Origin of the sequence: Streptomyces sp. 7N604, from assembly GCF_052245475.1 — a bacterium.
GTDB lineage: Bacteria > Actinomycetota > Actinomycetes > Streptomycetales > Streptomycetaceae > Streptomyces.
On record NZ_JBQQBX010000018.1, the window covers coordinates 25353 to 39777 of the forward strand.

Consider the following 14425-nt stretch of genomic DNA (forward strand, 5'->3'; position numbering starts at 1 on the left):
TCCTCGGACCGGTCCGGCCTCTCCTCCGCCATCGCGGGGGAGAGGCCGGACCGGTTCTGTCGAGACGGGTCGGGTCAGGTGCGGCGGCGGACCAGATAGGCCGTGCCGCGGGGGGCCGGGCGCTCGCCCACGTACTCCTGATCCCGCATCTCGCACCAGGCAGGGAAGTCCAGCCGCGCCGCCTCGTCGTCCGAGAGGACCTCGACGATCTCGCCGATCCCGACGTCCCCGATCACCCGAGCCAGCTCGATCACCGGGACCGGGCAGCGCTTCCCGAGCGAGTCGACGGTCAGCGCGGGCTGTTCGCCCCTCTGGGCCGTGTTTCCTGCGCCCCCATCGGCTGCGGCCGCCGCCGCGCCCGCCGCCGCCTCCGACGGTGCGTCCGCCGGGGCGCCCAGCCGTTCGCGCACTCCCCGCACCGCGTCCGGCAGCACCGCGAGGAACCGTTCCACGTCCTCCTCCGCTGTCCCGGGGGGCAGCGACACCCGGACGTTGCCCTCCGACAGCACCCCCATCGCCCGGAGCACATGGCTCGGCGTGAGCGTGCTCGAGGTGCACGAGGACCCCGAGTTCACCGAGAACCCCGCCCGGTCCAGCTCGTGCAGCAATGTCTCTCCATCGACATAGAGACAGGAGAAGGTGACCAGATGCGGCAGCCGCCGCACCGGATCGCCGACGACCTCGACGTCCGGCACCAGCTCGGGCACGCGCCCCCGGATCCGGTCCACAAGACTCCGCAGCCGCTCCGCCTCGTCCGCGGCCTCCTGCTGTACGGCACGGAGCGCGGCCGCCGCCGCGACGATCGCCGGGATGTTCTCGAAGCCGGGCGAGCGCCCCGACTCCCGCTCGTCCGCCGGGCCTTGGGGAGCGAACCGCACCCCCTTGCGTACGGCGAGCAGGCCGACCCCGGGCGGTCCGCCCCATTTATGGGCACTCGCGGCGAGCAGCGACCAGTCGCCCGCGACCCGCCCCCACGCCAGCGACTGCGCCGCGTCCACCAGCAGCGGCACGCCCGCCTCCGTACACAGCCGCGCGACCTCCGCCACCGGCTGCTCCGTCCCCACCTCGTGGTTGGCCGACTGCAGACAGGCGAGTGCGGTGTCCGGCCGCAGCGCCGCCCTGTACGCCTCGGGGTCCACCCGTCCCGTACGGTCCACGCCGACCTCGCCGACCGTGCCGCCGCCCGCCCGGTGCGTCTCGGCGGCGTGCAGCACCGAGGAGTGCTCGACGGCGGACACGACCAGGTGCCGGCCGGTGCGGCGACGGCCTGCCAGGGCGCCGGCGACGCCGCTGTGCACCGCGCGCGTGCCGGAGGAGGTGAAGACCAGCTCGTCGGCGCGGCAGCCGACGGCTTCGGCGGCGGCCTCACGGGCGGCGTCGAGCAGCAGGCGCGCCCGCCGCCCCTCCCGGTACAGCCGCGCCGGGTCGGCCCACCCCTCGTCGAGCGAGGCGGTCAGCGCCTGGCGGGCGACCGGGTGCAGCGGAGCGGACGACGCGGAATCGAAGTACACCACGTATGAACGCTAACGCGGCGCTCCGTACGACCGTCGGCGCGGGCGCCGAGCGCCGGCGGCGGACGCCGCTCCCGCCGCAGGCGAGGGCGTGCCGATGGCGTGCAGGGGGCACGCGACGGGCCTGTCGAAGGGCCTGTCAGAAGGCTCGCGGAGACCTGCGTTCCACCCCTTCGGGGAGCGGCACGCCGCGTTGGGCACCCTCCCCGCGCGACCCCAAATTGCGTCCAGTAGGGTTTGGTCCGCATAAACATCCAAACCCCTGCCCGCGCCTGGGCCGGCGACCGACCAGCGTGACGGCCGCGTACCCGGCCACGCGGGCCGAGACTCTCGGGAAGGCGCTACGTGAGTCCCAACGGCTCCGACCGCTCGTCGCGGCGCCCGATGCGGCGGAAGCTGCCGCAGGCGCTGGCCGCGGGCCTGGTCCTTGCGACCGCGACCGGTTGCACATACAAGGACTTCCCCCGCCTCGGAATGCCCAGCCCCGTCACGGACGAGGCGCCGCGAATCCTCTCCCTGTGGCAGGGCTCGTGGGCGGCTGCGCTCGCCACGGGCGTGCTGGTCTGGGGCCTGATCCTGTGGGCGTGCATCTACCACCGGAGGTCGAGGACCAAGGTCGAGGTACCTCCGCAGACCCGGTACAACATGCCGATCGAGGCCCTCTACACGGTGGTCCCGATCATCATCGTCTCGGTGCTCTTCTACTTCACCGCGCGCGATGAGAGCGAGCTGCTCAAGACCTCCCAGAAGCCGGACCACATCATCAACGTCGTGGGCTACCAGTGGAGCTGGGGCTTCAACTACATCGAGAACGTGGACGGCGACGCAGCCACGCCCGCCAAGCTCCCCAAGGAGCTGGAGCCCATCGCATCGAGCAAGCGCGAAGGCATCCCCGCGGACGCCGAAGGCGTCTACGACACGGGCACGCCGGGCGAGAGGACTCCGGGCAACCCCAGCCCCGGGCCCACGCTGGTACTCCCCAAGGGGGAGAAGGTCCGGTTCATCCTGACCTCACGTGACGTCATCCACTCCTTCTGGGTGCTGCCGTTCCTCTTCAAGCAGGACGTCATCCCGGGGCAGACCAACGTCTTCGAGGTGACTCCCAACAAGGAGGGCACCTTCCGGGGCAAGTGTGCCGAGCTGTGCGGCGTCGACCACGCCCGGATGCTCTTCAACGTCAAGGTGGTCTCCCCCGAGGAGTACCGGGCGCACCTGAAGGACCTGGCCCAGCAGGGCCAGACCGGCTTCGTCAACGCCGGGGTCCCAGGCCTGGGCACGGGCAACTTCCCGGGCCAGACCGGCGTCGGCGGCGACGACGAGTCGTCCGCGCACGGCGAGTCGCACGATGCGGAGAGTGACAAGTGAGTCTCCTCAACGAACCCCAGGGTGCTGCCGACACCGAGTCCTACGAGGACGAGCTGCCGGTACGCCGCAGGCAGCCCGGCAACGTCGTGGTGACGTGGCTGACGACCACCGACCACAAGACGATCGGCACGCTCTACCTCGTCACGTCGTTCGCGTTCTTCATGATCGGCGGCGTCATGGCGCTGCTCATGCGGGCCGAACTCGCCCGTCCCGGCACGCAGATGATGTCGAACGAGCAGTTCAACCAGGCCTTCACGATGCACGGCACGGTCATGCTGCTGATGTTCGCGACGCCGCTGTTCGCCGGATTCGCGAACTGGATCATGCCGCTGCAGATCGGCGCGCCCGATGTGGCCTTCCCGCGGCTGAACATGTTCGCCTACTGGCTCTACCTGTTCGGCTCGCTCATCGCGGTCGGCGGGTTCCTCACCCCGCAGGGCGCGGCCGACTTCGGCTGGTTCGCGTACTCCCCGCTGTCGGACGCGGTCCGCTCGCCGGGCGTGGGCGCAGACATGTGGATCATGGGTCTGGCGTTCTCCGGCTTCGGCACGATCCTCGGCTCGGTCAACTTCATCACCACGATCATCTGCATGCGCGCTCCGGGCATGACGATGTTCCGGATGCCGATCTTCTGCTGGAACGTGCTGCTGACCGGTGTGCTGGTGCTCATCGCCTTCCCCGTGCTGGCGGCCGCACTGCTGGCGCTGGAGGCGGACCGGAAATTCGGGGCGCACGTCTTCGACGCGGCCAACGGCGGAGCGCTGCTGTGGCAGCACCTGTTCTGGTTCTTCGGCCATCCCGAGGTCTACATCATCGCGCTGCCGTTCTTCGGCATCATCTCCGAGGTCATTCCGGTCTTCTCGCGCAAGCCGATGTTCGGATACATCGGTCTGATCGCGGCGACCATCTCGATCGCGGGACTGTCGGTGACGGTGTGGGCCCACCACATGTACGTCACAGGCGGCGTGCTCTTGCCGTTCTTCTCCTTCATGACCTTCCTGATCGCGGTGCCGACCGGGGTGAAGTTCTTCAACTGGATCGGCACCATGTGGAAGGGAAGTCTCAGTTTCGAGACCCCGATGCTGTGGTCCGTCGGATTCCTGGTCACCTTCCTCTTCGGCGGTCTGACCGGCGTCATCCTGGCCTCGCCGCCGCTGGACTTCCACGTCTCGGACTCGTACTTCGTGGTCGCCCACTTCCACTACGTCGTCTTCGGCACGGTCGTCTTCGCGATGTTCGCCGGCTTCCATTTCTGGTGGCCGAAGTGGACCGGGAAGATGCTGGACGAGCGGCTCGGCAAGATCACGTTCTGGACGCTGTTCATCGGCTTCCACGGCACGTTCCTGGTCCAGCACTGGCTGGGCGCCGAGGGCATGCCGCGGCGCTACGCGGACTACCTCGCCGCCGACGGCTTCACGACGCTGAACACGATCTCGACGATCAGCTCGTTCCTGCTCGGCCTGTCGGTCCTGCCGTTCCTCTACAACGTCTGGAAGACCGCCAAGTACGGCAAGAAGGTCCAGGTCGACGACCCGTGGGGGTACGGCCGCTCACTGGAGTGGGCGACATCCTGCCCGCCGCCGCGGCACAACTTCCTCACCCTGCCGCGGATCCGCTCCGAATCCCCGGCGTTCGACCTGCACCACCCGGAGATCGCGGCGCTCGACGAGCTCCAGTTCCACGCGGGTGAGAAGGCGCTGGCGGGCGGCAAGGAGGCCGGGAAGTGAAGATCCAGGGACGCATGTTCATCTGGCTGGCCGTCTTCATCCTGGCCATGGCCATCGTCTACGGCGTGTGGTCGAAGGAGCCGGTCGGCACCACGGCGCTGTTCCTCGCTTTCGGCCTGTCCATCATGATCGGCTACTACCTCGCCTTCACCGCCCGCCGGGTGGACACGGGGGCGCAGGACAACAAGGAGGCGGACGTCGCCGACGACGCCGGTGAGCTGGGCTTCTTCAGCCCGCACAGCTGGCAGCCGCTCTCCCTGGGCATCGGTGGCGCGCTGGCCTTCCTGGGCATCGTCTTCGGCTGGTGGCTGCTGTACTTCTCGCTGCCGGTCATCCTCATGGGCCTGTGGGGCTGGGTCTTCGAGTACTACCGCGGCGAGAGCCGCACCCAGTAGCGCTCAGCACCGCATACCGCGTACCCGCGGGTCGGGCCCGGACAACCTCTCAGGTTGCCGGGCCCGACCCATTTGCAGGCATCCGACGCGCCGATCCGTCACATTTTTCTTATTTTGTGACCATGAGTCACACTCCTCGAATCCGGACGGCAGCGAGCTGCGCTCTGCTGATAGCCCCGCTGGCGATACTCGCCGGCGCCTGCGACGACGGTCACCCGCTGTCGGCCACGCCGTACGACGCGGCCGACCAGATAGCCCTCAGCGCGGACGAGGGCGGCAAGGTGAACCCCGACAAGCCGCTCGAGATATCCGCCAAGGGCGACGACGGACGGATAACCGACGTGACCGCCACGGACGCCGCAGGACGCTACGTGCGCGGCGAACTCTCCGCCGACGGCTCCCGCTGGCGCAGCACCTCCCCGCTGGCCGCAGGCGCCCACTACACCGTCCGGGTGAGCACCGAGGACGAAGACGGTGCCCCGGGCCGCCGGACCGTCGACTTCGACACCGAACCCGCCGACAAGCTGCTACGGGTCTCGCTCGGCCCGGACAGCGGAACGTACGGCGTGGGTCAGCCCGTCACCGCGCAGCTGAGCCACCCCGTCAAGAGCCCCGAGGACCGCGCGACCGTCGAGCGCGCGCTCAGGGTCGACTCCCAGCCCCGCGTGGACGGCGGCTGGCACTGGGTCGACGACAAGACGCTGCATTACCGTCCGGCCGAGTACTGGCCCGCCCAGACGACGATCCAGGTACGCAGCTCACTCGACGGCATCAAGGTCGGGAATCGACACGGCGGTTCGGCCAAGCCCCTCAAGCTGCGGATCGGCGACCGGGTCGAGGCCCTCACCGACGCCGGGGCGCACCAGATGACCGTCAAGCGCAACGGCAAGGTCATCCGCACCATCCCGGTGACCACGGGAAGGCCCGGCTATGACACCCGCAACGGCGTCAAGGTCGTCCTCGCCAAGGAGAGCTACGTCCGTATGACCAGCGCCAGCATCGGCGCCTCGGACTTCTACGATCTGGGCGTCTACTGGGCCACCCGCGTCACGTGGAGCGGCGAGTACGTGCACGCCGCCCCCTGGTCCGTCGGGTCGCAGGGAGCGGCCAACGTCAGCCACGGATGCACCGGCATGAGCATGGAGAACGCCAAGTGGTTCTTCGACACCGTCAAGCTCGGTGACATCGTCGAAGTCCGCAACAGCGGCGGCGAGATGATGCCCGCGTTCGACGTCGGCTTCGGTGACTGGAACGTGGACTGGGCGAACTGGCGCAAGGGCAGTGCCGTGGTCCCCGCGGGAAGCCATGTCGGCAGCAACCCCGCCGACGCGGCCCGGCTGCGGCCGGAGGTCTGACCGTAGGGCCCGGCGCGGTCAGGCCTCGATGGCCAGGCGCGTGCGCAGCAGACCGGCCAGTGCCTCCGCGAACTCCACCGGGTCGATCGGGTGCGTCACCGCGGCGTCCGCCCGGCTCCAGGTCGCCAGCCAGGCGTCCTGCGGGCGGCCGATCAGCAGCAGTACGGGCGGGCAGCGGAAGATCTCGTCCTTGATCTGCCGGGAGACGCCCATGCCGCCGGCCGGTACCGCCTCGCCGTCCAGCACGCAGACGTCGATCCCGCCCGCCTCCAGGGCCGAGAGAACGGCCGGCAGGGTCGCGCACTCCACGAACTCGACCTGCGGAAGATCGGGCGCGGGGCGCCGCCCCGTCGCCAGCCGTACCTGCTCGCGGGTGCCCGCATCGTCGCTGTAGACCAGCACCGTGGCGGTCGGCTGCATCGTTCCTCCGCGTCGTCAAGGATCGGACCGTTGGGCGGAGCCTACTCCGCCAAAGGCCCTGGGGAGGAGGGGGCTGAAGCCCTGACACACCGAACGGTACCCCCCGGAGTGAGGGCGGGATAAGCGACCGACATAATGTCGGTCGTGGCGACAGCAACGACAGTAGAAACCGGGCCCGCGCACCCGTCGGTCAATCGGCCGAACCTCACCAGCGTCGGAACCATCATCTGGCTGAGTTCCGAGCTGATGTTCTTCGCGGCCCTCTTCGCGATGTACTTCACCCTGCGATCGGTGACCGGGTCCGCGCACTGGAAGGACATGGCCGACGCCCTGAACTTCCCGTTCTCGGCGACGAACACCACGATCCTGGTGCTCTCCTCCCTCACCTGCCAGCTGGGTGTGTTCGCGGCCGAGCGCGGCGACGTGAAGAAGCTGCGCGGATGGTTCGTGATCACGTTCATCATGGGCGCGGTCTTCATCGGCGGACAGATCTTCGAGTACACCGAACTGGTCAAGCACGAGGGCCTCTCGCTCTCGTCCGACCCGTACGGCTCGGTGTTCTACCTGACCACCGGCTTCCACGGCCTGCATGTGACGGGCGGTCTGATCGCCTTCCTGCTGGTCCTGGGCAGGACGTACGCGGCCAGGAGGTTCACCCACGAACAGGCCACGGCGGCCATCGTCGTGTCCTACTACTGGCACTTCGTCGATGTCGTCTGGATCGGCCTCTTCGCCACGATCTACATGATCAAGTAACGGGCCGTCCGGAGCACCGGACCCGCGTTACCGCACAGACATACCCAAAGCATCGACGCAGAAGATCCTGACACCGGGGTAATCCGTGAAAAAGCTCTCCGCACGACGGCGCCATCCGCTGGCGGCGCTCGTCGTCCTACTCTTCGCGCTGGCGGTCACCGGGGGGCTGTACGCAGCGTTCGCGCCCGCGGACGAGGCGCAGGCGCAAGACACCGCCCAGTCACTCGCCATCGAGGAGGGCAAGAGGCTCTACCAAGTCGGCTGCGCCAGTTGCCACGGCACCGGCGGTCAGGGCTCCTCCGACGGCCCGAGTCTGGTCGGCGTCGGCTCCGCCGCCGTTGACTTCCAGGTCGGCACCGGCCGCATGCCGGCCCAGCAGCCCGGCGCCCAGGTGCCGAAGAAGAGGAAGGTCTACACGCAGGCCGAGACCGACCAGCTGGCGGCGTACATCGCCTCGCTCGGCGCCGGCCCGATCGCGCCGACCGAGGAGCAGTACGACCCCAAGGGCGCGGACATCGCGAGGGGCGGAGATCTGTTCCGCACCAACTGCGCGCAGTGCCACAACTTCACCGGCAAGGGCGGCGCCCTCACCGGTGGCAAGTACGCCCCGGAGCTCGAGGGCGTCGACTCCAAGCACATCTACGAGGCCATGCAGACCGGCCCGCAGAACATGCCGTCTTTCCCGGACTCCACGATGCCGGAGCAGGACAAGAGGGACATCATCGCGTACGTCAAGGCGACGAGTGAGGACGACTCCCCGTCTCCCGGCGGCTTCGAGCTGGGCGGGCTCGGCCCCGTCAGCGAGGGCCTCTTCGGCTGGATCTTCGGCCTGGGCGTGATGATCGCCGCCGCCATCTGGGTCGCCGCGCGGACCGCAAAGGCCAAGAAGTCATGAGTGAGACTGGATCCAACAAAGACGTGTCCGAAGAACACCTGCCGAGTGAGCAGGCATCGGCCGAGGCCGGCACGCTGGTCCCCGCGGGCGAACCGTTCGCCGACCCGGGGCTGCCGCCCCACGAGCACCGCATCCAGGACATCGACGAGCGGGCCGCCAGGCGTTCCGAGCGCACCGTCGCGCTGCTCTTCACCGTGTCCATGCTGGCCACCGCCGCCTTCATCGCCGCATACGTGACCATCGGGGTCGACGAGATCCTCTACGTGTGGCCGATCGGCCACATCAGCGCGCTCAACTTCGCGCTGGGCGTCACCCTCGGCGTGGCCCTGTTCTGCATCGGCGCGGGCGCGGTCCACTGGGCCCGCACGCTGATGTCGGATGTGGAGACCGCGGACGAACGGCACCCGATCTCGGCCCCGCCCGAGGTCAAGGCCAAGGTCATGTCGGACTTCCGGCAGGGCACCAAGGAGTCCGGCTTCGGCCGCCGCAGGCTGATCCGTAACACCATGTTCGGCGCGCTCACCCTGGTGCCGCTGTCCGGTCTGGTGCTGCTGCGCGACCTCGGCCCGCTCCCGGAGGACAAGCTCCGCCACACCCTGTGGGAACAGGGCAAGCTGCTGATCAACCAGAACACCGATGAGCCGCTGAAGCCCGAGGACGTGGTGGTCGGCTCGCTGACCTTCGCCAAGCCCGAGGGCCTGGAGGAGGACGCGCACGACTTCCAGGACCAGATCGCCAAGGCGGCCCTGATGATCGTCCGGATCCAGCCGGAGAACATCAAGGACAAGCGCACCCTCGACTGGTCGCACCAGGGGATCGTCGCGTACTCGAAGATCTGCACCCACGTCGGCTGTCCGGTGAGCCTGTACGAGCAGCAGACGCACCACGTGCTCTGCCCGTGCCACCAGTCCACCTTCGACCTCGCCGACGGCGCACGGGTCATCTTCGGCCCGGCCGGTCACGCGCTGCCCCAGCTGCGGATCGGCGTGAACAAGGACGGTTACCTCGAGGCGCGCGGCGACTTCGACGAGCCGGTCGGCCCGAGCTTCTGGGAGCGCGGATGAGTACTCCAAGGGACAAGCGCCAGGCGCCCCGCGGCGAGCGGTTGGCGGACTGGACGGACGGCCGGCTGGGCATCTACGGCCTGGCGAAGACCAATATGCGCAAGATCTTCCCGGACCACTGGTCCTTCATGCTGGGTGAGGTCGCGCTCTACAGCTTCATCATCATCATCCTGACGGGTGTGTATCTGACGCTGTTCTTCCACCCGGCGATGAACGAGGTGGAGTACCACGGCAGTTATGTGCCGCTGCAGGGTGTGCGGATGTCGGAGGCGTACGCCTCGACGCTGGACATCAGCTTCGACGTCCGGGGTGGTCTGCTGATCCGGCAGATTCACCACTGGGGTGCGCTGATCTTCATCGCGGCGATGTTCGTGCACATGATGCGGGTGTTCTTCACCGGTGCGTTCCGCAAGCCGCGTGAGATCAACTGGCTGTTCGGGTTCCTGCTGCTGGTGCTGGGCATGTTCACCGGGTTCACCGGTTACTCGCTGCCGGACGACCTGCTGTCGGGTACCGGTGTGCGGTTCATGGAGGGCGCGATTCTGTCCGTGCCGATCGTGGGCACGTACCTGTCGTTCTTCCTGTTCGGTGGGGAGTTTCCGGGGACGGATTTCGTGCCGCGGTTCTTCTCGATCCATGTGCTGCTGCTGCCGGGTCTGATGATGGGTCTGCTCGTGGCGCATCTGATCCTGGTCTTCTACCACAAGCACACGCAGTTCCCCGGGCCGGGCAAGACCGAGAAGAACGTGGTGGGTATGCCGCTGCTGCCGGTCTATATGGCCAAGGCGGGGGGCTTCTTCTTCCTGGTGTTCGGTCTGACCGCGGTGATCGCCGGTATCGCGAGCATCAACCCGATCTGGTCGCTCGGGCCCTACCGGCCCGACCAGGTCTCCACCGGCGCCCAGCCCGACTGGTACATGGGCTTCTCCGAGGGCCTGATCCGTCTGATGCCGGGCTGGGAGATCAACATCGCGGGTCACACGCTCGCGCTCGGGGTCTTCATCCCGCTGATGATCTTTCCGCTGGTGCTGGTCGCGATCGCGGTATGGCCGTTCATCGAATCCTGGGTGACCGGGGACAAGCGCGAGCACCACATCCTGGACCGCCCGCGCAACGCCCCGTTCCGTACCGCCTTCGGCGTGGCCTGGCTGAGCGTGTACTTCATCCTGCTCGTCGGTGGTGGCAACGACATCTGGGCGACCCACTTCCACCTGTCGATCAACGCGATCACCTGGTTCGGCCGGATCGGCTTCTTCGTGCTGCCGGTGCTGAGCTTCGTCGTGACCAAGCGGATTTGCCTGGGTCTGCAGCGGCGGGACCGGGACAAGGTGCTGCACGGGCGGGAGAGCGGCATCATCAAGCGGCTGCCGCACGGCGAGTTCGTCGAGGTGCACGAGCCGCTCTCGCAGGAGCAGCTGTACACGCTCACCCAGCACCAGCAGCACCAGCCGCTCGAGCTCGGCCCGGAGGTCGACGAGAACGGCGTACGGCGCAAGATCAAGCCCTCGGAGAAGCTGCGGGCGCTGTTCTCGAAGGGCTTCTACGGCTCGGACAACCAGATCCCCAAGCCGACCGCCGAGGAGTACCAGGAGATCACCAGCGGCCACGGCCATCACTGATGCCCCTGCCCGGCTGATCAGCGCTCCGAGGGCCCCGTCCGGACACCGGACGGGGCCCTCGGGCATGCGCGGCACTGGATAGGCTTGCAGCGGGCCCGGAGGACGAGGGACGACGACGAGGCCCGTCCCTGCCCAGCCCATCCCTGCCCACCCACGGACCAGGAGCGGACCATGGACGTTGTGACCCCCGGCGCGGACGACACCGGCGCGGCGGCCCGCACCTGGCCGGATGTCTTCGGCTCGCTGCTGGCGGGCAACGACCTGAGCGCCGACGACACGGCTTGGGCCATGGAGCGCATCATGCGGGGCGAGGCGACGGACGCGCAGGTCGCGGGCTTCGCGGTCGCGCTGCGTGCCAAGGGTGAGACGGTGGAGGAGGTCACGGGTCTCGTACGGACCATGTACGCCCACGCCAATGTCATCGAGGTGCCGGGGCCGAGCGTGGACATCGTCGGCACCGGAGGTGACCGGGCGAAGACCGTGAACATCTCCACGATGTCGGCGATCGTCGTCGCCGGGACGGGCGCGAAGGTCGTCAAGCACGGCAACCGCGCCGCCTCGTCGGCGAGCGGGGCCTCCGACGTACTGGAGAAGCTGGGCGTCAACCTGGACCTCTCGCCGCAGCGGGTGGTCGAGGTCGCCGAGGAGGCCGGCATCACCTTCTGCTTCGCGGTGAAGTTCCACCCCGCGCTGCGGCATGCGGCACCCGCGCGGCGCGAGCTGGGGATCGCCACCACCTTCAACTTCCTCGGGCCGCTGACCAACCCGGCGAGGGTGCGGGCCCAGGCCACCGGGGTCGCCGACGCGCGCATGGCGCCCATCATGGCGGGCGTGCTGGCCGAGCGCGGCTCCTCGGCGCTGATCTTCCGGGGGGACGACGGCCTGGACGAGCTGACGACCACCGCCACCTCGCAGGTGTGGGTGGTGCGGGACGGGACCGTACGGCAGGAGGCCTTCGACCCGCGGGACGTCGGGCTCGAGCTCGTGCCGGTCGAGGCCCTGCGCGGCGCCGACGCCTCGTACAACGCGGATGTCGCACGACGGCTCCTGGCGGGCGAGACCGGGCCCGTACGGGATGCGGTGCTGCTCAACTCGGCGGCGGCTCTGGTGGCCCTCAGGCCCGCGGACGCGCCGCTGGCGGAGCAGATCGCCGCCGGCATGAAGCGAGCCGCCGAGTCGATCGACTCCGGTGCGGCCCGCCGCACGCTGGAGCGCTGGGTCGGCGCCAGCAACGGATAGACCGCTCTTCTCGGCGACGACCTGCGGGTGCGGGGACCGGCTTGGACCGGTCCCCGCACCCGCCGGTCGTTGCAGCCGTGCGTCTGTCCCGCTATGCGGACACGGAGTTGCCCGTAAGTGATCAGCTGGCATACTGCTGCCAGGTCACGAGCGACAGCGATACGGCCCCGGCCCGCTGTCCGGCAACCCTCCGTCCGTGGCGGGGTGCCCCGGGTGATGACCAGGCCGTAGGCAGCGAGGTCTGCGGCAAGCGCGGATCCCTCGCCAGGGATCCTGGTCCTCGAGGGAGTTCTTCCGTGAATCAGCGAATGCGCTAGGGCCCACGGCCCGTTTCTCACAGGCTCCGTGCGGTGACGTCCGTACGTCGAGGCACATTCCGTGCGCTCCGCACTCGGTGCGAGGCGTGATGCGTGCGTTCTTCTCAGCCATTTCGCCGTCCCTTCGGGAGATTCCGTCATGTCCGTGCGCCCTGCTGCCGCTACCACCGCCGCCCATGCCGCCCATGCCGCCCATGCCGCCGATGCCGCCGATGCCGACTGTGGCGCGCCCGGCGCGGGCGCTCCGCTGCCCGTGCTCGGGCGGGACGTCCTCGTCCCGCTGGTCACGGGCGGCGAAGTGACGTACGCCGCCCTCGACTACGCGGCGAGCGCGCCCGCCCTGCAGCGCGTCTGGGACGACGTGGCCGCATACGCGCCGTACTACGGCAGCGTCCACCGCGGTGCCGGATATCTCTCGCAGCTGTCCACCGACCTCTTCGAGAACAGCCGGGCCGCGGTCGCCGAGTTCCTCGGCTGCCGCGAGGGGGACCAGGTCGTCTTCACCCGCTCGACGACCGACTCCCTCAACCTGCTGGCCTCCGTACTCCCGAAGAACACCCGGGTGTTCGTCTTCGAGACCGAACACCACGCCTCGCTCCTGCCCTGGCAGCAGGCCCCGGGCGTCGAGGCCGACTTCCTCGACGCGCCGCGCACACCCCGCGAGGCCGTGGAGACCCTCGAGCGGACCCTCGCCGAACGCGAGCCGTACGGCCCGGCGCTGGTGTGCGTCACGGGCGCGTCCAATGTCACCGGCGAGCTGTGGCCCGTACGGGAGCTGGCCGCCGCCGCTCATGCCCACGGTGCGCGCATCGTGCTCGACGCGGCGCAGCTGGCTCCCCACCACCCCGTGGACATCGCGGAGTTGGACGTGGACTGGGTGGCCTTCTCCGGGCACAAGCTGTACGCACCCTTCGGCTCCGGTGTGCTCGCCGGGCGCGCAGACTGGCTGCAGGGCGCCGAGCCGTACCTTGCGGGCGGGGGCGCCAGCCGCAAGGTCACGCGGCGCACGGACGGCGGCGTCGACGTGGAGTGGCACACCACGGCGGCGCGGCACGAGGCCGGTTCGCCCAATGTCATCGGCGTCTATGCCATCGCCGCGGCCTGCAAGGCGCTCACGGAGGAGGGCTTCGAGGCGCTCGTCGCCCGCGAGCAGCGGCTCGTCGCCCGGGTGCGCGAGGGCCTGGCGGACGTCCCCGAGGTGAAGGTCCTGTCGCTGTTCGGCGACGAAGCGCCCCGGGTCGGCGTCATCTCCTTCGTGGTCGAGGGCTGGAACAGTTCACACTTCGCCGCCGCGCTCTCGGCCGAGTACGGCATCGGTGTGCGGGACGGGCTCTTCTGCGCCCACCCGCTCGTCAGGACTCTGCTCGGCGGCCGGTCCGACGAGCCGGGCGAGTGCGGTACCCCGGAAGCCGCGCCGGGGGAGAGGTCCCTGAACGCGATCCGGGTGAGCTTCGGCGCGGGGACCCCGGACGAGCACATCGAGCGCTTCATCCGCGCCGTGAAGGAGCTAGTCCGCGACGGCGCCCGGTGGAACTACCGTACTGAGGACGGTCGTTGCGTCCCGGACCGCGACGCGTAGCGCCTCCGGCGGTCTTCGCAGGAAGACGGTTGCGGCTGTTTCGGCACCACCGGTCCGCGTCCCGGTGGTTCCTCGCCGCTGCGGCGGGAATGAATGGCGCGCCTGCGGCGCGACCGTTCGCATGCCGCGCCGCGCGCTCGGCGCATCCGCAGGCGGCGGCGCTGGGCCCGACCACGGCGAGAA

The 14425-nt window shown here is 69.2% G+C and carries 12 protein-coding genes and 1 riboswitch; of the genes, 10 read left to right on the forward strand and 2 right to left on the reverse strand.

Translation table 11 applies throughout. From position 1 onward, the window contains the following. Nucleotides 1-74: 74 nt before the first annotated feature. Nucleotides 75-1514, reverse strand: coding sequence for a cysteine desulfurase/sulfurtransferase TusA family protein (locus tag ACTWP8_RS20450; RefSeq protein ID WP_443323601.1), 1440 nt, complete (start codon nt 1512-1514; stop codon nt 75-77). A gap of 342 nt (nt 1515-1856) precedes the next feature. On the opposite strand from ACTWP8_RS20450, the gene ctaC reads away from it, so the two are divergent. The 4 genes from ctaC (at nt 1857) to ACTWP8_RS20470 (ending at nt 6353) form a co-directional block, all read left to right on the forward strand. After that, nucleotides 1857-2876, forward strand: a complete 1020-nt coding sequence (ctaC, locus tag ACTWP8_RS20455; protein WP_443323602.1) for an aa3-type cytochrome oxidase subunit II — start codon at nt 1857-1859, stop codon at nt 2874-2876. Further along, complete coding sequence (ctaD, locus tag ACTWP8_RS20460; RefSeq protein WP_443323603.1) at nt 2873-4603, forward strand: aa3-type cytochrome oxidase subunit I; 1731 nt, start codon at nt 2873-2875, stop codon at nt 4601-4603. The genes ctaC and ctaD overlap by 4 nt, the downstream gene beginning before the upstream one ends. Continuing rightward, nucleotides 4600-4998, forward strand: coding sequence for a cytochrome c oxidase subunit 4 (locus ACTWP8_RS20465; protein ID WP_443315778.1), 399 nt, complete (start codon nt 4600-4602; stop codon nt 4996-4998). The genes ctaD and ACTWP8_RS20465 overlap by 4 nt, the downstream gene beginning before the upstream one ends. A 122-nt stretch (nt 4999-5120) precedes the next feature. Continuing rightward, nucleotides 5121-6353, forward strand: coding sequence for an Ig-like domain-containing protein (locus ACTWP8_RS20470; protein ID WP_443323604.1), 1233 nt, complete (start codon nt 5121-5123; stop codon nt 6351-6353). An 18-nt stretch (nt 6354-6371) separates the two neighbouring features. Here the strand turns inward: ACTWP8_RS20470 and ACTWP8_RS20475 are convergent, their stop codons facing one another. Then, entirely contained in the window at nt 6372-6773 is a 402-nt protein-coding gene (locus ACTWP8_RS20475) for a hypothetical protein (protein WP_443323605.1), read from the reverse strand. Nucleotides 6774-6908: 135 nt separating this feature from the next. Here ACTWP8_RS20475 and ctaE point away from each other — a divergent pair, with 135 nt between their 5' ends. The 6 genes from ctaE (at nt 6909) to ACTWP8_RS20505 (ending at nt 14242) form a co-directional block, all read left to right on the forward strand. After that, a complete protein-coding gene (ctaE, locus tag ACTWP8_RS20480; protein ID WP_443323606.1) occupies nt 6909-7529 on the forward strand; it encodes an aa3-type cytochrome oxidase subunit III in 621 nt (206 codons plus the stop codon). Nucleotides 7530-7614: 85 nt separating this feature from the next. After that, complete coding sequence (gene qcrC, locus ACTWP8_RS20485) at nt 7615-8424, forward strand: cytochrome bc1 complex diheme cytochrome c subunit (protein WP_443315774.1); 810 nt, start codon at nt 7615-7617, stop codon at nt 8422-8424. Beyond that, nucleotides 8421-9488, forward strand: a complete 1068-nt coding sequence (qcrA, locus tag ACTWP8_RS20490) for a cytochrome bc1 complex Rieske iron-sulfur subunit (RefSeq protein WP_443323607.1) — start codon at nt 8421-8423, stop codon at nt 9486-9488. The genes qcrC and qcrA overlap by 4 nt, the downstream gene beginning before the upstream one ends. Next, entirely contained in the window at nt 9485-11107 is a 1623-nt protein-coding gene (gene qcrB / locus ACTWP8_RS20495) for a cytochrome bc1 complex cytochrome b subunit (RefSeq protein WP_443323608.1), read from the forward strand. The genes qcrA and qcrB overlap by 4 nt, the downstream gene beginning before the upstream one ends. Nucleotides 11108-11278: 171 nt before the next feature. Further along, nucleotides 11279-12346: an anthranilate phosphoribosyltransferase gene (gene trpD / locus ACTWP8_RS20500; protein WP_443323609.1), complete on the forward strand. Its 1068-nt coding sequence runs from the start codon at nt 11279-11281 to the stop codon at nt 12344-12346. Between the two features lie 142 nt (nt 12347-12488). Further along, nucleotides 12489-12605, forward strand: a riboswitch (SAM riboswitch). 197 nt (nt 12606-12802) lie between these two features. Further along, on the forward strand, nt 12803-14242 hold the full coding sequence (locus ACTWP8_RS20505) for an aminotransferase class V-fold PLP-dependent enzyme (RefSeq protein ID WP_443323610.1): 1440 nt from the start codon (nt 12803-12805) through the stop codon (nt 14240-14242). Nucleotides 14243-14425 lie beyond the last annotated feature (183 nt).